Source organism: Paenibacillus sp. FSL H7-0326, assembly GCF_001955535.1.
GTDB classification, from domain to species: domain Bacteria; phylum Bacillota; class Bacilli; order Paenibacillales; family Paenibacillaceae; genus Paenibacillus; species Paenibacillus shunpengii.
On record NZ_MPVN01000001.1, the window covers coordinates 122,393 to 145,240 of the forward strand.

Consider the following 22,848-nt stretch of genomic DNA (forward strand, 5'->3'; position numbering starts at 1 on the left):
GTATATCTCCTCCTTCCTTAGCCCCGAAGCACTAATTCCTGATAAATAGTTACAACAAAGGAAACGATCTGCTGTACAAGGCTAAAGAACAATAGGCACAGAAATGCCATAAAGGCCATAGCAACTAGGGTGAGCAGCATCGTCAGCACCGTTTTGGCCGGCGTATACTGGTGGACTGTCATATTTCCCACGAATAACAGATATAACGTCCAGCCGACTGCAAGTGCGTTAGAGAAGTAATAAAATGCAGTTTCCTGTGCGGAAATGACGAGACTCAGCCAAATCCATGGAAAATGAATGAGAAACAGCGGGACCAGTGCAAAACACGTAGACATAAAAATTTCAGAAAATTTACCTTCCCCGTCCATAAGCGTGGTTAAAGACCAATTGGCAATACACCAGAACAGCACCGGAATAATGACATATACCATTTCAAGCAGGCTGTTCAGATACTTCGGATTGTTGAAGTTAATGAGGAAACCGCTGTACTGGGCATGCAAAATTTTGGTGATAACCAAAAGTACTAGAATTAGGTATGCAATCAGCAGTGTTGTTTTCTGATTCCGTTCGTATTTCAGTTCCCAGTATCCATTGAATGGATGAAATATCAGATGCATGGGGTACTGATATAATTGCTTACTTGACGTCTGCATTCGCTGTCCTCCTTTTTTGTCTGCGAACAATGATGACGGTGACAAACGCAGCTGCAGCCAGGAATAAGCCAGACATCATCCATGAGAAATGCTCACGCATCAATTCTTTGCGAAACAAAAGAAAAGCTTTGGAATAGCCTTGGCGCTCCATACTCCGCTTAAAGTATTGCGCAGAATCCTCATACTCCTTCTGGCGAAGCAGCGCTTTGCCGATTCCCGCATAGGCATACTCCAGATTGGCATTCATCTCTGCAGCTTTGGCAAACATGACCGAGGACTGATCTTCGTCGCCGTTATAATAACTGCGTACCGCTTCATGCAGCGTGCGCCCGTACTCCGTTGTTTGAAAGACCGTAATCTCGCCGAGCGACTTATCGAGAACGAGCATGCGATCGCCTGAACGTTCTAGAGCCACAGGTGTATTGAACTGACCCCGTCGGTTGCCAATACCGCCAAATATATGGAGCAGATAACCGTCGCCATTGTAGGTGAAAATTCTTCCCATGTTGGAATCCAGCACGGAATACATGTCACTATCACCAACATCAATATCAATCAAGCGTGATGATCCGGCTTCGTTGGTGTACACTAGATCGCCCTGAGGCGGCTGATAGCCCTCTCTGCGCAGAATGTCTGTTCCCTGGGCATTCAGCTTCTTGATAGAATCTTTACCGCGATCGCCGCTAGTGGCATAAATGAAGCCTTCCTCATCCATATCTAGATTGGTAAATTCCGTCGGGGTAAACATGACCATCTGACTGCGCTGCTCACGGGTTGCGAATCGTTTCCACAAATACTCCACCGGATCAACCTGAACCCTGTTTGCTCCGATAAAGGAAGAGAAGGTGCCATCGGCGCTGAACTCCATAAATCCATCAAAAACGCCTTCGGCCATGACGTAGATGCGTTCCCCCTTGTCCATGACGATCCGTAACGGTTTAAATATAAAATCCGTCTTTAACAGATCCGATTTCGGTTCAGCCACAATCTTAACCAGTTGCCCTTCCTCATCTAGATGCACAACCCGGTGATTATCTGAATCGGCGATAAGCAGGTGACCTTTATTCGTAACGTACAGCCCCTGAGGATTATTAAAATATTCTTCCTTGCCCTCCCGTTCAAATGAGTCAATTGTTCTCACCAGCTTGAAAGTGTGGTCCATTTCAATAACCCGGCCATTGCCTGAATCCAGTATAAAGACGTGTTGATTCTCTGTTACATGCATATCGCTCGGTTCTTTGAAAGGGACCGTGTTCAGCTTCTTGCCTGTGATGATTGCGGTTGCCTCATATGCCGCTGGAGCTGGAACGGTATCGCCCCAGTAGGAATAATGGTAAGCATCTGAATTGGTGTCTGCACTTACGTAGGATGCTTCTTGACTGAATAACAGGAGGCAGACTATGCCCAAGATGATCACTTTATGTTTTTTCCATATGCTTTTCTGCACGTCGCTGCCTCCTTTCTACTCCTTCATGCCCGAAGTGGCCATGGTCTGCATGACGCTGCTCTGGGAAATGACGAATAAGGTGATGGGTACAATCATGAGCAGTAAGGCAACAGCAGCCCCAACTCCCGCTCTTGCTATCCCTCCCTGAACAATCTGACTCAGTGCATAATGCAGCGTTTTGAGATTTTCACTGTAAATGAAGCTCCCGCCATCCGTGCCCCAGAGCGCAGGGAACTGCAGAATCATGAGCGTAAGCCAGGCCGGCTTCACATTGGGCATCACAATGCTCCAAAAAATTCGATATTCACTCGCTCCATCGATCTTGGCTGCCTCCAGCAATGCATTAGGAATTTGCTCCATAAACTGCTTCATTAAGAAGAGTCCTAACGAGAAAGCGAGCGAAGGCACGATAATGGATGTATGCGTGTTAATCCAGCCAAGCCAGGACATGACCATGTAGTTCGGAATCGACGTTACGTGAGGAGAGAACATCAATGATAGAATGACAATCGTAAACAGCACTTTCGACCCGGGAAAACGATATTTGGCCAGCGGATAAGCTGCTGCAGAAGCAAGGAGAATATGTCCTGCTGTTCCCACTAGCGTTATAAGCAGCGTATTCGCGATATACCTTGATAAGGGAACCCAGGAGTTGCCCATCAGATTAATCAAGTCTGCAAAATTCTCCGTCGTCGGATTATTCACCCAGAAGCGCGGCGGAAATATAAACAGCTCATCGAGTGGCTTAAAGGCATTGTTTACAGCATAGATTAGCGGGAGTATCATGAATGCTCCAAACAGAGCCAGCAGTGCAAATAACATCAAGCTAACGGTAAATGACCGGTTAAGTCTCTTCGGCATACCAAAGACGCCACGTACTTTGCTAGTCATTGTCATTCACCTATCTTTCTCAGCATTTTTTGCGTCATCACATTCGTTCCCAGCATAAGTACAAAAAGAACCGTAGCAATGGCTGAAGCGTATCCCATCTCGAAGCGAATCGTACCAAAATCCATCAAATGAGTGACGACCGTATGCGCCGCATAGTTTACACTTGGGAACCCTGCCAGCGCGATCGAAATTTCTGCCACAGCGAAGGATGCCGTAATCTGCATCACCGCACCAAACATCAGCTGCGGTCGCATCGAAGGCAGTGTAATGTACCATAGCTCCTGCCATCGGTTTTTGATCCCATCCACGGTGCCGGCCTCCACAAGCGAACGATCAATATTTTGAAGGCCTGCAATAAAGGCCAGGAAGCTGGTCCCTAGACTGAGCCATAGCTGTACAATAATGACTATGGTCAGCACGTACCTTTCGTCTGCGAGCCATTGAATGGGTTCCAGAATAACGCCAAGGCGCATCAGGAAACCATTCATGTATCCATAGCTGTCACCAGAGAAAATAATAAGCCAGATGAAGAAGACGTTTCCCGATATGGATGGAGCATAGAAGACCAGCGTCATGACCGCCCGAATCTTGGGGGAAAGTTCATTGATAATCCAAGCAAACAAGAAGCAGGCGATATAACTGACAGGGCCCGTAATTACGGCAAAAAGCAATGTGTTCTTCAGTGCAATCAGAAATACGTCATCGTTCAGGAATAGCCGCGAATAGTTCTGCCATCCGATAAAACGCGGCATTTCCAGCATATTGAAGTGAAAGAAACTCAAGGCAAGCGAAATGCCCACCGGTATGACAGTAAACATGAAAAAGATGATCATGAACGGTGCCATCAATACGTAATAGTGTCTGCTGAGGTATAGATCCCGTTTCAAAAGGGACCACCAGCCCACCTGACGCGCATGAATGGCAGGAGCGGCTGCCGTCTTGGTTGTTTTGGCTTGCAACCGTTACCCTCCCTTCCTTCTATTTCAGATTAAATTCCTTGCGTTTAAGCTCAATCTCTTCATCGATATACAGTACATAGTCCGACAAAGCCTCACGTGGATTTTCACTGGCGTTGACGACCTTGCGGAAGGCATTGTCAAGATGCCGGCCTGTAAAATAACCTCCAGGAAGCTGTGGGATACCCTTCACCCATTCCCACTGCTTTTCCAGGTTTTGATAATCTTTCACTGGCCAAGGCAATTGCTCCAAGGCTTTAATGTTAGCCGTTGGATAACGGGCAGCAGCCCCCATAAGGCCTTCCATTTCTCTTCCGTATTCGATCTGCGTCTCTTCATCGGTCCACCACTTCATAAATTTCCACGCAGCCTCCTTGTTGGCGGCATTTTCAAGCATCATCACTGCACTGGTACTACTCGCTACCTCATGTCTGATCGAACCATCCGGGAGTTGTGTACCCGGAACAATCGTAAAGTCCCAAAGGTTACGTATTTCCGGAGCCATGACGGTAAGCATGTTATATGTGGTGTAATCAGCAATTCCTATCGGCATCTCCCCGGTACGAAAACGGTTGGGGAAATCAGCCTTTAGCGGAAACTTATAATTGGTATAGAACTGTGTCCAGCGTTTAAAAGCATCCATCGAGATTTCCGAATCCAGCGCACTTTTTTTCTCGTCTTCGGTATAAAAGGTTCCGTCATTTTGGTATAAGAGCATGGCGAAGGTTGCATTCGGTACCAAATTGGCATTGTTCAGGGTATCATCAATGGGCAGATAGAACTCCATGTTATGCTTTTGCAGTACTGAGATGGTGTTGTATACCTCCTCCCACGTCTGCGGCGGTTCCAGGCCAAGCTCGTTTAGAATATCTTTGCGGTAGAAGAGCATAGGAAATTGCTGCTGCTCCGGGAGTGCATACACTCCTTCGTTGTAGCGGTAAGGTGTTAAGCCGCTTTCGCGAAATCTGCCCGAAATCTCTTCGAAATCCGGAAACCTACTTAGATCAGCTGCTGCATTTCTCATTGCATAATTTACCGGGATGTCTTCCCCCATTTGCATGGCTACGTCCGGTCCCTCCCCGGCGAGTGTTGCAGGCAGTAAAATGTTAGGCGGAACCAGACGCAATTGCACTGAAATATCGGTATCCGGGGTAAAGGAATCGTCGATCATTCCTTTCAGCACTTGTGCTTGATCTCGTCCGGTCGTAATCCACACGGTGATGGAATCTTTCTTACGCTCCACATTGCCAATGCTGTCGTAATCTTCGGTATATGAAGCGATATATGCACCCAGCTCGTGCTTGACCTGTTGAATGGCGGTTGCTTCCGCCTCCGGTAATTCCTCATCAGGCGGTGATACGACAAGGTAATCGATTGCAATCGGTTGTTCACGGACCATCAAAATCCAGGTGCCGAGACCACCTACATTGATTTTGAACGTATCCAGCCTTTTAGGTACCGTCTCTGGTCTAGCTGCCATATCCTCAAGCTGGACCACCATGGCATTTAGTACTGCGACCTTATCACTCTGCTCTCCTGTACTCTGTTCCAAATAGTCTGCAACCGAGCGAAGGGTATCTGCCTGCCGCTCAAAGACCTCGGTCATCTCTGGAATTCGCTGCTCCAACTGATAATCCCGAAGTGGATCCGGCTGATTAGAGGTGATCATCAATATTTTGCGATACATCTCGTTCAGTTCCAGCACACTGGATTCCACGGTTCGAAGCAGCGGAGCAATGTCCCCTAGCGTGACCGTTAACCGTATTCGATGTTTGCCCTTTTCAAGATGGAACTGATAAGGCTCATCCTCTTCGATACCCAGCGCGTGAGTTTGCCAAGTTGGGCTATAGTTAAACCTGATGCGCTTCATTTCCTTAAAGGGAACTTTGCCGTTAATTGTTAGACTGCGGGTGGCGTAGATCCCTCGTAATTGATCCTGCTTCACTTTGAACGCCATTTGATACAACCCGTCTTCAGGCACATCAATTTCCCACTCGATCCATTCACCAGGCAGCTTCCAGTTCATACCACCAATAGCGTTCATACGAATTTTAGATACGTGGTATGGCTCAAGCGAAGGACTAGATCGATCCGAGATGGGCGCAAGCGTCGGCGACGACTTACTTACCGCATCTTCCCCTTGTACCTTCAGAAGGGAGGGGCTCGATTTTTTTAGGCCGAGCGAATCATAGGTCTTCTTCAGCTCTTCATAGGACGGGACATCCCCTTCCTGGTACAATTCAATATAATCAATGGCCATGTTTTCTCTTAACGAAGTAAGTGATAACTGCTGGCTGCCCTTCTCAAAATAAAATTGATATGGCTCCTCGAAGTAGCCTGCACTATCCTTGAAGGAAGCAAGCTGCCATTCAGGCTGTTCCACTTGTCTCGGTTTGAGATCGTTTCCGCGATCATCCTGGCGTATGTTTTCTTCCCGATTTCCCCATACTCTGTCAAACAGGAGAGCGTCAGCTCCCCTGAAAGGAATTTCTCCGTTTATCTCAAGCCTGCGTTCGATCCCCGAGCTCTTACCTTCAACAGGATAATAATGAATGCGGATGTGATACAGACCACTTACCTGAACTGGAACATCCCAGCGAAGGGTTCCTCTTTCTGGCGTAATTACGGCGCTGCCCTCCAAGCCGGCATAACCTTGTACGACCTCGAACTCCCCGCCATCACTCTGAGCATACGATTCGCCTTCAATGCGAACCATTTCATCAGGTCGGGCCGTGTTGGCATGGGTAGTCAGATAATGCTCATAGCTGTGTTCATCCTCGCTGCCCGATACCGCTTCAAAATCCTCAAGCGCATGTAGCGTTCCCGGCCTGCGATCCTGCGATGGATATAGGGTCCATATGGAGAGCGCCAGGGCCAGGACAAGCACCACGATGAGTCCCTTATTCTTACGTGACCGCATGTTCCAATGTATCCCCTTTCCTTACTGCGTGTTATTTGTATACCTCATCAATTGCGGCCTGGAAAGGTGCCTTGTATTTCTCAATCAGGGTTGATACAGATACACCTTCTTTGAGCTCTGCATCAAAATCCCAATATGGTAAGGATGGGAAGGTGTTGTGGTCAAGAACCAACATGCCCTCTGCCACCATTCTCGCATTATTGATATCGGCTTCATCGATCAGATAGGTCTCCAGTGTGGATTGTTCAGGGTATTCATAAATGGAATCAATTTCATTAATTTTCTCCCAGATGTACATCAACTGTTCCGGATTCTCCACAGATTTCGGAATGGTCAGAGCTTGATAACGTGATTCACCTGAATGATAGGCCGAAGCGCTAGGTCCTTTTGGAAACGGCAGAAAGCCGATGTCATAATCTTGCATATCTGTCATAATACCTTCAACCTCATACATGGCACCTGCATACATGAGCGTATTACCTTGGCGGAAGAATGTGGCGGGCTCTGTCCAGTCACCGCCTTCAGAAGCTCTGCCGACCTTCTCTGTTGCCAATTTGGAGAGGAAATTCAATGCCTCTTTTGTCTTAGGATCTTCCAGGTTCTGTTTATCCTCTTTTGTCAGAGAAGCTTCATTAGAATACAGGATCGGTTCGAGCAGGCCCGTTTGTGCCAATCCCCAGGTATCGAGCTTGCCATCGTTATTTCGATCTTGATTTGCTTGCTTGGCTACGTCGATAAACGTATCCCAGTTCCATTCATCTGTATCCACATATTCTTGCAAAGGCTTTAAGCCAAGCTCCTGCATTAATGTACGGTTATAGAATATCCCATTGATGAAGGAGGACTTATCCTCGGTAAATCCATACCCCTTGCCTTCATATTGCATGTACTCCTTAGTGGTTTTCTGATTAAATACCTTGTCATTTTTGATATACTCATCCACCGGCCACAGCAGATCCTGCTTGGTCAAAGCCGGTATAGCGTAGTCTTTGCCCAGTCTTACAATATCGCCGAGCGGTTCCCCTGCCATCAGTGAAGCGACCACTTTCTCTTGATACTCTCCGAAATCAATCGAAATATATTCAATTTCGAAGTTATGCTTCTTCTTTAATGCTTCCAAATTCTCAATCCGTTGAATGTTATCTGGGTTGTTATCTGGGATTTGCATATCCCACCAGGCAACGACTTTAATTGTCCTTCCCCCCAAGTCAAAATCCATCTCTGGTGTCGACGTTTCGTTCTTTGATTCCTCTTCGGTAGGTGTTTGTTCTGCAGGTGGAGATTGTTCTTCTTGAGTCGTCTTCGTCTCCGGTTCTGGCTGCGCGCTGGGAGCAGGGCTGCATGCTGTAATCAGCAGCATAACCGCAAATACCAAAATCATTAACTTAAGCAAGTTTTTTCTTCTCATCGTCTTCCCCCTGTTATCATTTGCTCTCAAGTTTATCTCTTAAATGAAAGCGCAAACAACCTGACGAAATACAGATGTTTATCCTGGCAGATTATAGATAGGTGTCCTAAACCCGGAACAGCGGGAGGAATGAATTTCCAATTGGTAAAGAAATGCTTATTCAACAAAAATATGCATATTGTATGCGCTTTCTTTAATTAACATAATAGTTTTAAGCTATATTTCAGTTGATCCATGGATACCTAATTCAAGAGAAAGTGAGGTATTGCTTCGTGCATCAAATTCTACTTGTGGATTACAGCCGTTATTTGTACAAAGAGCTGGAACAAATTCTACATCACAGCCAATTCCACTATACAATCAGAGATTGTGTATTCTCCTCTTCTGCTGCCTTGGACGCATTAACGAAGAATGATTATTCTATCATCGTCGTGCATACAGAGCGTTGTGACACCGCTGGTTTATGGTTATGCCATAACATACGCAAGATCAGTCAAATTCCGATCCTCCTGATCGGGGGAAGGGATCACTTTAGACTTGTACGTAAAGCATTAACTTACCAGGTGAATGATTATCTCCCTTTTCCCGTCAGTCTCACTTCTCTGCTTCACAGTTTGCATGGGCTTAAAACCAAGCTGGATACAGAGTATGCAATAAATACATCACCTCTTCTTCACCCTATGGATATGAGAGGGAAGCGAATGGATTCTTGTCATGTGATACATGTCGTCAAGAGCTATGTGAGGGAACATTTATGTGATGACATCACGTTGAAGAAAATCTCCGACATGCTGCATTTCAACTGTGCATACCTTGGACAAAAGTTCAAGCTGGAGGAAAAGATGTCTTTCAATGATTACATGCTGCAGCAGCGAATGGAGAAGGCAAAGCTCCTCTTGTCATCTACCCGTCTGCGAAATTATGAAATTGCCTTAGAGGTAGGTTACAAAGATCTCGATTGGTTTTATAAAAAGTTTAAAGAATATACCGGATCAAGTCCCAATGCCTATAGAAGACAAACGATCCACACCGCCTAGAATCAATTCTTCTTTCCTATAGGACTCCTGCGTCATCAAAAAAAAACCACAGGGTCTGCCCCCGTGGTTTTATTAATTAATGTATGCTGCTCTCGGTATTCAACTAATCTTATTTAGCGTATTAACAGTGATTCACGATACTCCTGAGGGGTCATGCCCGTTAGTTTCTTGAAGAGCCGGGTAAAAGAATGAGCTGCCTCATAACCCACCCTGATCGCAATTTCACGTATCATAAGATCCGTATTCTGAAGCAGTTCCTTCGCTCTTCTAATTCGACAGTCGTCAATAAACTCAGACAAGTTTGTCCCCTTCTCTTGCTTAAACAATCGTGACAAGTAGGAGGGGTTAAAATGATGAAGCTCAGCCAGTCTCACAAGTGAGAGGTCTTTTTCAAGATTCTCCTCAATGTAACTGCACAAGGAACGGATCGCAACATTTGCACCTTCCTGTTCATTCGATCTCTTGAAATGAACCAATTCTTCAGCTGCATGATACAAGTACTGCACTGCATCTTTCCTACTGGCAAACTCTCCTAAATGAAGTAAGCTTCGTTGATCTTCAATATTCTGTTGAATTCCCCATCGATGGATCGTCGAGTGTACTAGCAGCGCTAGATTATAGTAAGTCTCCATCGCTCGCTCCATCGTAATATCCTGCTGCAGCAATTCTCCTGCAAGCTCCTCAAACATGTCATAGAATGGCTGGATACGTCCCGTTTCCAAATATCCTGACATAAGCTCAATCTTGCTCGATATCCGCAGAGGTTCTTTTGTGAATCCAGTTGAAGGCACTGTGTGATTGTCTGTTAGCACCATGGATATGCCATCGCCTGTATTCATCCATTGAAGCAATCTTAAGCGTTCATACTGTCTAGTGATCTCAGAAAAACGGCAGCTTCGCCCGCTTAATGTAAATGCGATGGATACGCCAAGTGAAGCCATGCATGCATTTTGCACCAGCTCGAGTGTACCCTCAAGGAATTTTACTAAGGCATTGTCCGCCGTCCCGTCTTCACGTTTCGTCTGAAGCAGCCAGATCATATCACCATAATGGTCTGTAACACTAGCATACAAAGCATGCTCTTGCATGAACGAGGATCCAATGATGCGCACTGATTCTTGAACTCGTTCCAGATCAGAAATCGGTTCAAGCGGGGCGTTTAATCGACCCAAGACCATATATATTGGACTGGCAGCCTGCAGATCAAGGTTCCGCTTATTCAATTCATCTTGCAAATCGTTTGAAGTACCTGAAACAGCGGTGCTATCCTGAAGAAGCCTGCGCAGAAATTCCTCCTGCCGGATCACTGCAAGTTGAGAGGTAACTTCACGTGTTTGTTTAACCAAGTCTAGCATGCTGTAACTTCGACGAATCTCTACCAACACTTCTTCAACAACAGACATCACCTTGTTATATCCTTCCGTTTTGAGCAAGTATCGTACATTGGGTAGCTGAAGGGCTCGATAGGCATAATCAAAATCACTATGTCCTGTCAGAAAAATGACCCGGCATGTCGGCCAATAGTTCTGAATTTGTTCTGTAAGCTCAAGACCACTCATACCCGGCATTCGGATGTCCGTCAAAATGATATCGATTCGAGTGCGCTGCATCCAATTCAAAGCCTCCACTGCAGAATACGCCTTGCATACATCAAGCTGATCTGGCATAAGCCTGGCGAAGGTTTCATAAAGACTATCGGTGATAATTTCCTCATCATCCACAATTAAAAGTCGATACATCCGTTAACCCCTTCCTTCGCTCGGATTCGAATTGTGACTTTCAACCCCTGCTGCTCACCTTTTGCTAGGAATAGGCCGCATCCTTTTCCATATGTGAGTACTAATCGTCTATGGATATTCATTAATCCGGTCATTTCCTCTGAGCCATCGTCTTGTTCTAATCGCTCTTGGAGACTATGAATATGGTCATCATCCATTTCACTCCCGTTGTCTTCCACCGTAATCTCGGCATATTCATCTTTGAGGTGAAAGTGAACGATAAGAAGACCCATGGTCGTTTTCTTTTCAAGGCTGTGCTCATAGGCGTTTTCAATAATGGGCTGTATGATAAGCCTCGGCACCAGAATATGTTCCATCTCAAGCGGTAAGGGTCCAAAATCAACCTTAATCCGCCTGGAAAACCTCAACTGCTGGATTTCGGTATATATTCTTGAATGCTCTACTTCTTCTTTCAACCTAACATGGTCTGTCCCGTTCCGGGTAATGAATCTGAAATATTCCCCAAGCATGTTAGTAAACTCTTCAATACGCTCTGTTTCCCCTGTTCTTGCGAGCGAATTAAGGATAAAGAAGCTATTGTATAGAAAATGAGGATTGATTTGCGATTGAAGCTGTTTTAACTCCGCACGCTGCATCATCATTGTTTTTTTAAAATCCCGGTCAATTAACAATTGGAGATTTTCTATCATCTGATTGAATCGGGAGTAGAGGAAGCCAAACTCGTCTTTACGATGGTGTACGATGGGAATATCAAGCACACCTGTCTCCATTTTTTTAAATCTTTTGACCAAAAGAAGCAAAGGGATGTGTATTAGCTTGTAGCTTGAATAGAGAAAAGCTGTGATCGCAACAATTGACGTTATTGCAAACAACCAGGCCCAATGATAGAACTTGCTTAGGGGTCTGGTTACAATCTCTTCCGGTAAATACGAAGCCACGGACAGGCCGAGAGACTCCAGATGGAACTGAGTAACTTTATACCTTTTTTCATCCACTTTCATCCAATCATCGTCAGCTGAGGCCTTGGCACGATGCTCTCGGTAATTTGAAAGAATCACATCGCTGTTTGGCTGCTTATCTGTAATGGCATGTCCCGTTTTGTCCTCAACCAGAAATGTAACGCTCTCAGGGTACAAATTAAGCCTAGATAGTTCGTTCTGGAACTGCTCTGTATCCAGCTCCACTTGTATCACAAACAACGCTGGTTCACTTTTCATACCTGATAACCGAACGGCACTTAAATTCATCGTGTCATCTTTTATGGTGAATCGTGTACCTTTTCCCTGCTTGCCTGAACTGAAGTATTTATACGAACTCTCATTGAATTCATCGACTCCCATAGTGGATGAGATGCTCTTACCGACTGCAGGGATATGAATATTAACATTTTTGATGTAAGCACTGCTGTTCTTAAAAGCCGCCAGTCGTTCCGTTAAGTAATTCAACGTGTCACGTCGTTCCACCTGATCCATTATATCCCATAGAATCGCGAGCGTATTAAGTTTACGATCTTCAGCAATATTAAATTGCTGGAGCTCGATCCATTCCATTTCCCTCTTCAACTCGACGACATACTGGTTTAATCCTCTTTCTGCGGATAAGGATATTTCCTGGCTAGCATTATCATAGCTCCAGTTATACAGGTACACGCCTAGAAGAATAAGTGGGAGTACGAAAGCCAGGTAAGTGATGACTAATCGTGTGAATATACTGCTAAACCTTGATTCAGCAGGTATTTTCAATGCATTCACATCCAATGCAAAATTGTAGGAATATTTCTTCGTATGAATATGATATCAAATGTGCTTAAGGCTCCTGAGTCACATGGGTTCCGAACCATGAGTTAACTTCCGCCGTGATCTGATCTCCCCCCAATTGGAGCCAGTTCTCTACAAACCGATCAAACTCTTCTATGGGCCTTCCGAGAATAATGTTCATATAGGCCTCAAGCTGAAGGTCACGGAGTATAATCTGCCGATCAATCATCGTATCTGTCACTCCCCCTGTGAACTGATCATACAGTAGTTGATCGTTCTTCTCGTACGAATCTGCTATGCTAAAAGCACCGGAAGGCCCGTAAGTTTGTTTCCATCCCCAGCCGCTATCTACACCCTTCGAATCGTAGGCAGCAATTCGCTTGTGAATTACAAGAGCTTCATCCTTTAGGCCTGTGAAATCTCCTGTAATTCTGGCATCACGAATTTGCTTGTATGCATCGATATTTTTGTTTCCAGGGAATGGAGTTACCGGAGATAACTTCCATACCGCTCGGGAATCATCGTTGTAGTAGGTCTCATACTCTGCATGTTCGCCCCAATTCGTGTCGAGATGAAGATTCATCATCTTCACCACCGCTTCTGGATTAGAGAATCCTTTTCTTACGGCAAAGTATTGCCCTGTATTAGATCGAAGCGGAACGAAGAGACTCCTTCCGGATTCCGCTACTATGGGATAAGCCTGCCATTCAGCACTTGTATCTGTACTCCGGCTGCTCTGAAGCATAAAAGAAGTCCATTGTTCCCCATAGAGCATGCCGATTTTGCCATCCTCAATCAGACGCAGCTCCTTGCTTCCATTTTTGTATCCGAAATCCGGATCCAGTTGACCTTCAAGATACATAGTCTGCAATGCTAATAGAGCTTCGCGAACTTCCGGTTGTATCCCGCCATAAACAAGATTGCCTTGTGAATCTTTAATCCATATATTTGGAAAAGCCCCATATCCGGCTATGAAGCCCTCAGCCCCCATGACAGGATCCCATAAATGATTCGTCAGCGCCAAGCCATACGTATCCTGCTCTCCATTTTCGTCAGGATCAAGTTCTGTAAACGCTTTCGATATTAGGAGTACGTCTTCCATGGTTTCAGGTGGCTGCAAGCCTAAACGATTTAGCCAGTCCGTTCTAATCCACAAGTATTGCGCAGTTTCAATGGATGAAGATGATTCTGGAATCGCCATAAGTTTACCGTCAATGGTGGCAGCGTTTAATGCTCCACTTCCCTCGGCTTCCAATATATCTTTCGTAAGCGGAGAAGCATACCTCTGATACACTTCAGTCAAGTCTTCTATCAAACCGGCGTTGCTTAATTGCCTTAGCTGATAAGGATTGACTTTGACCACGTCCGGGAAACGCCCAGAGGCGAGGGAGACTCCAAGCTTCTGATTGTATACATCTCCGCTTGCAATCCAGTCATAGCGAATACGAATCCCTAATTCTTCCTCGTACAAACGAGTCCAGCGATTATCCAGCAATGTCTCACCAGGCAGCTCACTAATCATTTGTTGAAGTTCATCTTCCATTTCTCTGACAAATGAAACCTCGATGGGAGGAGCGTACTTTTCTAATCCATCAGATTCTAGAATTTCCGGTACATCTGACTGTGAACTGTGTTGTTCTATACTCCTCCCGTTGTGATTTGCTGGAATGCACAGAACCAGAAAGAGAATAAAGATTCTTCCAGCTATATCCTTCCATCTCCTATTCAAGACGACATTCCCCCCAAATTCTGTCGGAATGACCATTTCACTATGCTGCATCATCTACATTGTACAACAACTTACACCTATTGAGTACGTCCCAAAATCATCATTCGGGATAGAATCCTGCGCTCATGAACTTACGGCATGATTACGCTGTATTCAAAATTTGAAAAGTCTGCTCTGCCCCCAATTACCTCTGTTGAATAGATAAACAAACCAATCCGGCAGCCCATAAAATGATCCAGCTTGTAAATCATTTTGTGGGTAATGCCTAAGGGTCTCCACTCCGTCCCATCCAAGTAGGCAAAAGAGCATTCGTCTTGATTATCTACAAAATGACCATAGGCTTTTAATGTAACCACTGGATCAGCTATTGGAATACGTGCATACTCGGTGGCAGGATTCTGATCAATCAAATTGCCGAATATACTTGAGTCCTCACTGCTTCTAGCATGCATGACCAAGTAAAATTGGTCTTCCTTCTTCGTAAGGGCGATCATACCGTATGTACCGATCAGGAAGCATATCCCAGCGTAATCCCCGTTATTCAGACCGCTCCCATCAAGTGTGACGGCTGCTTCACAAGCAGGCCCCATTGAACGCTGAGTCAGTGTATTTACGGCAAACGTCAGATTCGGACTGATCTGGCCAGTCCAGACCCGATAAACTCCCGGTGAATCCGTTACAGACCAGAGGTTCTCATTCGGCGTATGATTCCATTGCCAATAATCACGAAGTCGTATTCTCCCATCCTCACCAGTAACATAATGAAATGAATCGCTTCCTATCAAAGGCTTGTAACAATGCTCTGGTCTGGTGCTCTGGATATCTACTAGCTTCGGAGCTTCGCTTGCAAACTCTGGAACACCGTTATTAAAACGAAGTGGCACCAATACAGGGATACGGCCAACAGCTCCATGATCCTGAAACAGCATTGAATACCAGTCACCATCTGGTGTATCTACGATCCCTCCTTGTGCTATACCGGAATTGAAGTACCCCATATCATCATTGAATACGTCTCCACCAGAAAAGCTCCCTTCCAGAGAGTCTGCCATATAATAGGCCTGTGTCCTCCGTCCCGTCGCCTTCGTTATGTGAATTAAAAACACGTAATATTTCCCATTGATCTTATAAAAATGAGCCCCTTCATAACCGAGGTGATAAGGCTGCTTTTCTTTTACAATGAGGCGCTGTATCCCGTCTGGCTTAGGTCCACTCAGATCAGCTTTTAATTCGGTCAGATAGATCTCGGCATTGCCGTGCACAAGATAAATCCGGTCATCTTCGTCAAAAAACAAGGAGCAGTCATGATAAAAACCATCCACATATTGTTTCTTCCAAGGGCCAGATATGGATGTAGAGGTGTACAAATATGTCTTTCGAGTATCATTAGCGACAAAGATGACGTAGAACTTTCCTTGATGATACCTGAGGGATGCGGCCCACATGCCTTTGCCATAAATATGTTGACCGTTCTGGAGCCGCTGTGCGGGAGTGCTGTCCAGTTCGTCGTATACATGCGTTGCTACCTCCCAATGGATCAGGTCATACGATCGAAGGATAACGCAGCCTGGCATCATATGCATGGTTGTACTCACCATGTAATACGTATCTTCTACGCGAATTACGTCAGGATCAGGGTAGTCAGCCCATATAATTGGATTCGAATACATACTTTCATAACACCTCATTTTATTCTAAATATTGAAATCTACTTGACGTTGGCCAAAAACAAGTGCTCCAATAAACAATAACCTTCTCTGCTCGTATCGCCATGGCAGAGAAGGTTATATTTTTCTATGATGCGTAACTCAATGCTTGTTTAGGTTACATATTTCTTGATCAGTTCATGGGCGCAACTATTCCCGCAACACGCTGATAGGCTTCTTTGGGACGCTGCTTCTCATCGAACAAGAACGGCCAGTTTTTCCGTCCCTGGACAGGGAAATCATCCAGCCAGGTATAATTATCAGCTGCCCCCCAAAATGTCACGGCACTGATGTGTTCGCGATATTCATGAAGCAGACGGAAAATGGATTCGTATCTCTCTGCCTGCAGCTCTAACATGTCCTTCGTTGGATGAACCAGATCCGTACGTCTGTCTTCGAAGCGAAATACAGACACATCGAGTTCAGTAAGCTGCAGCTGCAGCCCGAGCTGTGCATACCGTTCAATTGCGGAACGAATATCGTCCAGAGACGGGGCGTACAAATTCCAATGTGCCTGCAAACCGATCCCATGAATCGGCACGCCTTGATCCAGCAGCGAACGAACGAGTCGATAGATGCGTTCCCGCTTATGCGGATTGGACTCGTTATAGTCGTTGTAGAATAACAGGGCTTTTGGATCTGCTTCATGAGCGAATTCGAACGCTTTTGCAATGAAGCTCTCTCCAGCGATATCGAGCCATCTGGAAGACCGCAGATATGCGCTCTCATCCTTCTCATCATCAGATATCACTTCATTAACGACATCCCAACAATAAATGACGTCCTTATACCTGCCAACTACAGTCTGAATGTGAGAGCGAAGTCTTTCCATCAACACATCACTCTCTACCAGACCACCTGATTCGTTCTCGAACAGCCAATCTGGCGTCTGGTTATGCCAGACTAACGTATGGCCGCGAAGCGCCATGCCCTGTTCTCTCGCGAATGCCGCTATGATGTCTGCATTCTCGAACGTGTACAGATCCTCCTGTGGATGCACACTAGAGAATTTCATTTCATTCTCTGCTGTTAAGCTGTTAAAGTGGTATTTCAGTAATGAACGCTGGCTCTCGATTGTTCTCGGATTCACTGCAGCTCCAATGTGGAAAGCATCCTTGTACAGTGTCTTTAATGGTACCTCTTCTCGATAAGTGTCCATGATTCCCCTCCGTATATTGCTGAATGAATTCACCATCCCAGCTTCCCTGCACTAACGCCTAAGTGCTAGATTATCCCATACTCGAACCAGTCAAAATATGCAGGGGTGCGGCTTACCTGACCATTACCAGTGGCATATAGCCCGACTACTGCGCCAGTGAAGCACATCTTATGCACAAAGTCCTCCGGAGATATTGCACGAGCAGAGCCAGCACCCAAGTCCATCCAGTTCATTCCGTCTGCCGAGCAAGATAGCTGGTATCCATTTTCTGTTGACTTGATTTGGAGTACTAGCTCCTCCATTTCAGTCTCGCTCTCATGCACGCATTGTGACTCTCCACGTACCGTCAGTCGGGCAAAAATCATTCTTCGACCTTCGGACTGTCTAATGCCAAGCTCATAATGCGCATCCTCATCCCGACGAATACACAGACCTGCCTCTTCACCATCGGCAGCCGGACTGAACGACATCGAAGCTTTAAATGTGGCCTGAAGATGCTGCTGTCTTCGTCCGACAAAAGTAATTTGTCCAACATCACTGAGACTTGCCTCTTGGCCATAGAGAGTAAGAAAACCTGGCTTTTCCGAAAGAGAACAGGTTCCTTCTGACGGGTTACGCACGGACATCCAATGTGGCCCTAGCTCTTCATCAAAGTCGTCCCGGCCCTGCGTGATCGCTGATTGGATCTCCGGTTCCGAAGGCTCAGTCATCGGCAAGCGCTGAACGACCATGTCCAGACTTACCGTTCCTTCATTGTTATCAATGTGCGGCCAGCCATCATTCCAAATGACCGGTGCAAGAAACGTTTCCCGCCCGAGCACACTGTATCCGTCTTCGGTCAATCGAACGCCAAGGAATACCGCCCACCAGTCGCCATGATGATCCTCCACTAGGTCGGCATGTCCTAGATACTGGATGGGATGATCCAGATTGCGGTGGGTTAGAATTGGCTCAGGATAGCGTTCGAACGGACCATAAGGATGATCGCTTCTCCCGATGATTTCGCGGTGCTCCTTAGCCGTTCCACCGGATGCAGACATCATATAATACTTTCCGTTAATTTTGTACAGATGCGGCCCTTCAGTCCATGGTCCACCATCCCCATGCCAAACAACTTGAGGTGAGGAAAGTGCTTCTCCCGTCTCAATATTGATCTCGTACTGAATGGCGTGGGAATCGTAATCCGCTCCTTGCTGGGCTGTTACATATACTTTGCCATCATCATCAAAAAACAAGGATGGATCAATACCGCCATAAGGGATACGGATTGGATCAGACCACGGTCCGGCTGGGTTCTTAGCTGTAACGTAGAAATTACCGATACCTCTTACATCTGTCGTAATCATATAAAATGTGCCTTTGTTGTAACGAATTGCAGGGGCATAGATTCCGTCCGAGCTCTTTTGATCGGTCAAATCAAGCTGGCTGACTCGATCAAGAACGTTACCGATTTGTTCCCAATGGATCAGATCCCGGCTTCGAAAAATCGGCACTCCGGGGAAATACTCGAACGAACTACACACAAGATAAAAATAATCTTCCGCCTTCACGATACTTGGATCCGGATAAAAACCGGGAAGGATCGGATTGGCGTAGCGGATTGTTTGTGATTGAAGTTGTGGCATTTATTCTTTCACGCTCCCGACATTTAGTCCAACGACAAAGTGTTTTTGCATGAACGGATATACGAACAAGATCGGCACCGAAGCAACAATCGTAATTGCAGCCCGAATCGAAATCGGCGTTACCTGGGTTGCATGCTCCATCCCTATACCATTCGCTACTGAAGGATTACTGTTAGCATTCATACTTGAGGATAACAGCTTCATTAACTCATATTGGAGTGTGCTCAGCTCTTGAACGGAAGAAGTATAGAGAAAAGCATCAAACCAGGAGTTCCAAGCACCAACTGCGACGAAGAGTGCAATGGTTGCGAGAACCGGTTTACACAATGGGAATATAATTCTCCAGAAAATCTTAAAGTCTCCCGCACCATCTATTTTCGCTGATTCAATCAAACTTTCAGGGATGGTGTATATATAAGTACGGATAACGATCAAGTTGAACGCACTGACCATTGAAGGCAAGACATACACCCAGAAAGAATTAATCAAATTCAGGTCCTTAATCAGGAAGTATCCTGGGATGAGCCCTGCATTGAAGTACATGGTCAGAACAAAAATGGTCGTAATTGGTTTACGGAAAACATACTCACGGCGACTCAGCGTGTAAGCCAGCATAGAGGTTAAGAAAATATTAAGCACAGTTGAAAGAACCGTACGAGCAACTGAAATAAGAAAAGCATTGTAGATTGTACCTGATGCAAACACAGCTTTGTAGTTCTGCAGCGTGAATTCACGAGGCCATAAATATAGACCACCGCGAATTGTGTCGTTCCCTGCATTAAATGAAACGACAACCGTGTTCAGGAATGGGTACAATGTAACCATAACCAGCATAATCATAAAGATAGTATTGAAAGTATTGAACAAAAGCGGTTCGATTCCCCTGCTACCCGGACGACGGACAGAAAGAGGTATCGTATTTCCTGAACCAGACAATGGTGTTTTTTTCATGATTATAACAGCCTCTCTTCCCCAAGCCGCTTGGCGGTCCAATTCGCTAAGAGCAGGATTGTAATGCTGACTACGGTCTTGAATATTCCTCCAGCAGTCGCTAATGAGTAGTTGCCTTGTGCAATGCCGTATTTAAGTACAAAGATGTCGATCGTTTCAGACCAGTCTACAACCAATCCATTACCTAACAGGTATTGAACCTCAAATCCTGCTTCAAGAATATGACCCGTTTGCATAATTAACAGAATGACGATCGTAGGCTTAATACCCGGCAAAGTGATATTCCACATTTTTTGGTAGCGATTTGCTCCATCAATATCGGATGCTTCATATAACGCTGGATCAATGGATGCGATAGCTGCCAAATAGATAATTGTGTTCCAACCGACTTCTTTCCAAATATGTGAACCCGCAACAACGCCCCAGAAATACTTTCCTTCCGTCAGCCATAGTATGGGCTCATTTATTAAGTTCAGCTTCATTAATATATCGTTGACAATGCCATCAGAAGCGAGTGATGTTGCCACAATGCCCGTAACAATGATCCATGATAGGAAATGGGGCAAATAAGAAATTGTCTGTACTGTACGCTTCCACATGACCTTTTTGATCTCATTAAGAAGAAGTGCCAGAATAATCGCAGTAACAAAGCCTAAAATTAAGTTGATAATACTCATGGCTAGCGTATTTCGAAGCACACGCAAGAAATTATCATCTGTAAACAAAAACTCAAAGTGCTTAAACCCTACCCAGGTTTGCTGTGAAAAGCTTCTAGCAGGCTTATAATCCTGAAAAGCCATCGTCCAGCCCCAAATCGGCACATAAGCAAAGGTGATAATGTAAGCAAGCAGAGGAACAGACATCCATATTAGCTGTCTCTGTGCTTTAATGTTCTGCCAGGTCATTTTCCTAATCTTCCGTTTTTTCTTCGGGTTGTGCGGATCGGTTCCCACTACAATTTCCTCCATAATATCAAGCTCCCTACCCATCTTTATAATTGATCGAAGAATGAAAGGACAATTTATCTACTATGATGTCAACAACGGCTTATAACCGTATTTCCTAACAAAATCAGGAAGGAAGAATAACTTCCTTCCTGACGATATTTCGTTTACTTCACTGACCAGTTCTCAATTCTCCATTTCAACACTTCATTGATGCGGTCTTCATATGTCTTGATATCGAGCTTCTGTATCTCGGAAACGTATTCATTCCAAACATTATCAAATTCTGATGTATTGGCCAAAATCGCTCTTGGCAAATATTTGGTAGACAATTCATTCAGCTTTGTGTTCGCAATCTTAGCTGGAGAACCTTCAACAAGGTCAACAGACCATGCCGGGTAATAGATTGGATTCTCTGGCGGATCACTGAAGAAATCCACATAGCTGTTGAATCCGTAAGCATCTAAAACTTCCTTGTCAAACGGTCTCAGACTGGCTTGATATTCTTCTGGCTGATTACTTGCCGAGGTTGCATTACCATCGCTGAAGTATCCTTCCAGCTTCGGTGCAGTTGCATAGAATGCGTCTGCTTTATTGGCCAGTTTCCATGTAGCATCAGCTGCGTTGTCACGCTGTTCCTGCGTCTTCATGAAGCGTCCATCATCATTGACGTAATAGTCCTCGCCTTCGATACCCCATGTCAGTGTTTTTTGCCATTCTTCTTCCATAAGCTTATCGAGCACTTTGATAATTTTGACAGGGTCTTTGGCACTCACTGTAATACCAAAACCATTATTCAGGTTTAGAGCTGCGCGGTCACGATAATAGTCTTTTATACTGCTATCATAAACCAGCGGGAAGCCCACATAAGTACGCTCAATTTTGCCTTGCGTGATAAGTGAATCTTCTGCGCTGCCAAAGTTCCAGTGTTGATCAAACATACCAAGCACAGCTCCGCTGGACAGTTTGGCCATATACTGATCATAGTTCTGCGCAAACGCTTCCTTATCAAGCAAGCCTTGTGCATTGATTTCATTTAGCTTCTGATAGTAGTCTTTAGCATAATCCTTGTCAGCAAAAATTTCTGCTTTACCGTCTTTTACTACCACACCGCCATCATTCGGATGACCGATTAGATGCTGCGGCGGATTCAGCAAGCCCCAGTTCTTCCAATCATAGTTGAGAACCTCAAAACCGATTGTCGGCTGGCCATCAATGGTCGGATATTTCTCTTTGTATTTTGCGATCAAATCAAAATATTCGTCCAGCGTTTTCGGAGTAGGATAACCAAATTCCTTCAGAACCGCTTTTTGAATCCAAAAGGCTGGTCCGCTGTAGTAGGTGTCCGCCACTTCACCGTTGTATGCACCGTAGTTAGGCAGGTAATAGATATGTCCGTCATTTGGATCCTTCATTTGATTCCAGTACTTTTCGTAATGCTTTTTCAAATTAGGTGCGTGTTCCTCAATCAGATCTTCAAGCGGAATGACAGAACCTGCTGCTGTAAGCTTGGTATCCGCAGAGATCAGATCTGGATAATCTCCACCGGCAATCATAACGCCAAGCTTTTGGTTCTTATCACCAGCCAAAAATTCAAATTTGAATGATACGCCCAGCTCTTCCTTCATTTTCTTATAGATCTTGTTATCAGCGGTTGGCTGCTGCCCTGCCTCGTTTAGAAATACCGAGATTTCTATCGGATTGTCGGGCCCCACCTCACTGCCTTCCCCTCCGCTCTCTGATTCGTTTGCACCGCCAGAACATCCGGCCAGCACAACGCTCAATGACAGCAACAATGTTGCTCCTGCGCGGAAAAATCTCTTTTTACTGTCCCCCATAAAGCACCTCCAAAGTTTGATCCTGCTTTAATGTAAGCCCTTTCAATTGAACAATTTCATTATAAAATTATCGCTATTAAGAAACTAT

16 protein-coding genes are annotated in these 22,848 nt (G+C 45.2%); 1 reads left to right on the forward strand and 15 read right to left on the reverse strand.

Annotated elements, in window-relative coordinates; translation table 11 throughout:
• Positions 1 to 17: 17 nt before the first annotated feature.
• From BK126_RS00575 to BK126_RS00600, 6 genes are read right to left on the reverse strand one after another with little or no spacing between them, the layout of a single operon-like run.
• Positions 18 to 653, reverse strand: a complete 636-nt coding sequence (locus BK126_RS00575) for a YIP1 family protein (RefSeq protein ID WP_076310814.1) — start codon at positions 651 to 653, stop codon at positions 18 to 20.
• Positions 637 to 2,100 (reverse strand): NHL repeat-containing protein, encoded by a 1,464-nt coding sequence (locus tag BK126_RS00580; RefSeq protein WP_076310815.1) that lies wholly within the window; start codon positions 2,098 to 2,100, stop codon positions 637 to 639. Before BK126_RS00580 ends, BK126_RS00575 begins: the two co-directional genes overlap by 17 nt.
• Positions 2,101 to 2,115: 15 nt before the next feature.
• The gene (locus BK126_RS00585; RefSeq protein WP_047913812.1) at positions 2,116 to 2,991 is read right to left on the reverse strand and encodes a carbohydrate ABC transporter permease; all 876 of its coding nucleotides are present in this window, start codon (positions 2,989 to 2,991) and stop codon (positions 2,116 to 2,118) included.
• Positions 2,992 to 2,993: 2 nt separating this feature from the next.
• The gene (locus BK126_RS00590) at positions 2,994 to 3,911 is read right to left on the reverse strand and encodes a carbohydrate ABC transporter permease (protein ID WP_256209607.1); all 918 of its coding nucleotides are present in this window, start codon (positions 3,909 to 3,911) and stop codon (positions 2,994 to 2,996) included.
• A 58-nt stretch (positions 3,912 to 3,969) separates the two neighbouring features.
• Positions 3,970 to 6,867 carry an extracellular solute-binding protein gene (locus BK126_RS00595; RefSeq protein ID WP_076310817.1) on the reverse strand — a complete coding sequence of 966 codons (2,898 nt, stop codon included), beginning with the start codon at positions 6,865 to 6,867 and terminating at the stop codon, positions 3,970 to 3,972.
• 31 nt (positions 6,868 to 6,898) lie between these two features.
• Positions 6,899 to 8,275, reverse strand: a complete 1,377-nt coding sequence (locus BK126_RS00600; protein ID WP_076310818.1) for an extracellular solute-binding protein — start codon at positions 8,273 to 8,275, stop codon at positions 6,899 to 6,901.
• 272 nt (positions 8,276 to 8,547) lie between these two features.
• Between BK126_RS00600 and BK126_RS00605 the strand changes: the two genes are divergently transcribed.
• Positions 8,548 to 9,312, forward strand: coding sequence for a helix-turn-helix transcriptional regulator (locus BK126_RS00605; RefSeq protein WP_076310819.1), 765 nt, complete (start codon positions 8,548 to 8,550; stop codon positions 9,310 to 9,312).
• Positions 9,313 to 9,425: 113 nt separating this feature from the next.
• On the opposite strand, the gene BK126_RS00610 is transcribed toward BK126_RS00605, so the two are convergent.
• The 9 genes from BK126_RS00610 to BK126_RS00650 all read right to left on the reverse strand — a co-directional run bounded on the left by BK126_RS00610 (position 9,426) and on the right by BK126_RS00650 (position 22,760).
• Positions 9,426 to 11,051 carry a response regulator gene (locus BK126_RS00610; RefSeq protein WP_076310820.1) on the reverse strand — a complete coding sequence of 542 codons (1,626 nt, stop codon included), beginning with the start codon at positions 11,049 to 11,051 and terminating at the stop codon, positions 9,426 to 9,428.
• Entirely contained in the window at positions 11,036 to 12,802 is a 1,767-nt protein-coding gene (locus tag BK126_RS00615) for a sensor histidine kinase (protein WP_143757646.1), read from the reverse strand. Before BK126_RS00615 ends, BK126_RS00610 begins: the two co-directional genes overlap by 16 nt.
• A gap of 55 nt (positions 12,803 to 12,857) precedes the next feature.
• Positions 12,858 to 14,537, reverse strand: a complete 1,680-nt coding sequence (locus BK126_RS00620; protein ID WP_445321899.1) for an extracellular solute-binding protein — start codon at positions 14,535 to 14,537, stop codon at positions 12,858 to 12,860.
• Positions 14,538 to 14,668: 131 nt separating this feature from the next.
• Positions 14,669 to 16,207: a glycoside hydrolase family 43 protein gene (locus BK126_RS00625; RefSeq protein ID WP_076310822.1), complete on the reverse strand. Its 1,539-nt coding sequence runs from the start codon at positions 16,205 to 16,207 to the stop codon at positions 14,669 to 14,671.
• Between the two features lie 169 nt (positions 16,208 to 16,376).
• Positions 16,377 to 17,402 (reverse strand): endo-1,4-beta-xylanase, encoded by a 1,026-nt coding sequence (locus tag BK126_RS00630; protein ID WP_179085495.1) that lies wholly within the window; start codon positions 17,400 to 17,402, stop codon positions 16,377 to 16,379.
• 65 nt (positions 17,403 to 17,467) lie between these two features.
• A complete protein-coding gene (locus BK126_RS00635) occupies positions 17,468 to 19,027 on the reverse strand; it encodes a glycoside hydrolase family 43 protein (RefSeq protein WP_076310823.1) in 1,560 nt (519 codons plus the stop codon).
• Entirely contained in the window at positions 19,028 to 19,867 is an 840-nt protein-coding gene (locus BK126_RS00640; RefSeq protein WP_371264526.1) for a carbohydrate ABC transporter permease, read from the reverse strand.
• A 113-nt stretch (positions 19,868 to 19,980) separates the two neighbouring features.
• Entirely contained in the window at positions 19,981 to 20,946 is a 966-nt protein-coding gene (locus tag BK126_RS00645; RefSeq protein WP_076310824.1) for an ABC transporter permease, read from the reverse strand.
• A 143-nt stretch (positions 20,947 to 21,089) separates the two neighbouring features.
• Entirely contained in the window at positions 21,090 to 22,760 is a 1,671-nt protein-coding gene (locus BK126_RS00650; RefSeq protein ID WP_076310825.1) for an ABC transporter substrate-binding protein, read from the reverse strand.
• Between the last annotated feature and the right edge of the window lie 88 nt (positions 22,761 to 22,848).

Bases quoted from the DNA above. Each gene is read 5' to 3' on its own strand.
- BK126_RS00575 (WP_076310814.1), bottom strand. From the start codon at position 653: ATGCAGACGTCAAGTAAGCAATTATATCAGTACCCCATGCATCTGATA.
- BK126_RS00585 (WP_047913812.1), bottom strand. From the start codon at position 2,991: ATGACTAGCAAAGTACGTGGCGTCTTTGGTATGCCGAAGAGACTTAAC.
- BK126_RS00595 (WP_076310817.1), bottom strand. From the start codon at position 6,867: ATGCGGTCACGTAAGAATAAGGGACTCATCGTGGTGCTTGTCCTGGCC.
- BK126_RS00600 (WP_076310818.1), bottom strand. From the start codon at position 8,275: ATGAGAAGAAAAAACTTGCTTAAGTTAATGATTTTGGTATTTGCGGTT.
- BK126_RS00610 (WP_076310820.1), bottom strand. From the start codon at position 11,051: ATGTATCGACTTTTAATTGTGGATGATGAGGAAATTATCACCGATAGT.
- BK126_RS00625 (WP_076310822.1), bottom strand. From the start codon at position 16,207: ATGTATTCGAATCCAATTATATGGGCTGACTACCCTGATCCTGACGTA.
- BK126_RS00630 (WP_179085495.1), bottom strand. From the start codon at position 17,402: ATGGACACTTATCGAGAAGAGGTACCATTAAAGACACTGTACAAGGAT.
- BK126_RS00635 (WP_076310823.1), bottom strand. From the start codon at position 19,027: ATGCCACAACTTCAATCACAAACAATCCGCTACGCCAATCCGATCCTT.
- BK126_RS00640 (WP_371264526.1), bottom strand. From the start codon at position 19,867: ATGATTATGCTGGTTATGGTTACATTGTACCCATTCCTGAACACGGTT.
- BK126_RS00645 (WP_076310824.1), bottom strand. From the start codon at position 20,946: ATGGAGGAAATTGTAGTGGGAACCGATCCGCACAACCCGAAGAAAAAA.
- BK126_RS00650 (WP_076310825.1), bottom strand. From the start codon at position 22,760: ATGGGGGACAGTAAAAAGAGATTTTTCCGCGCAGGAGCAACATTGTTG.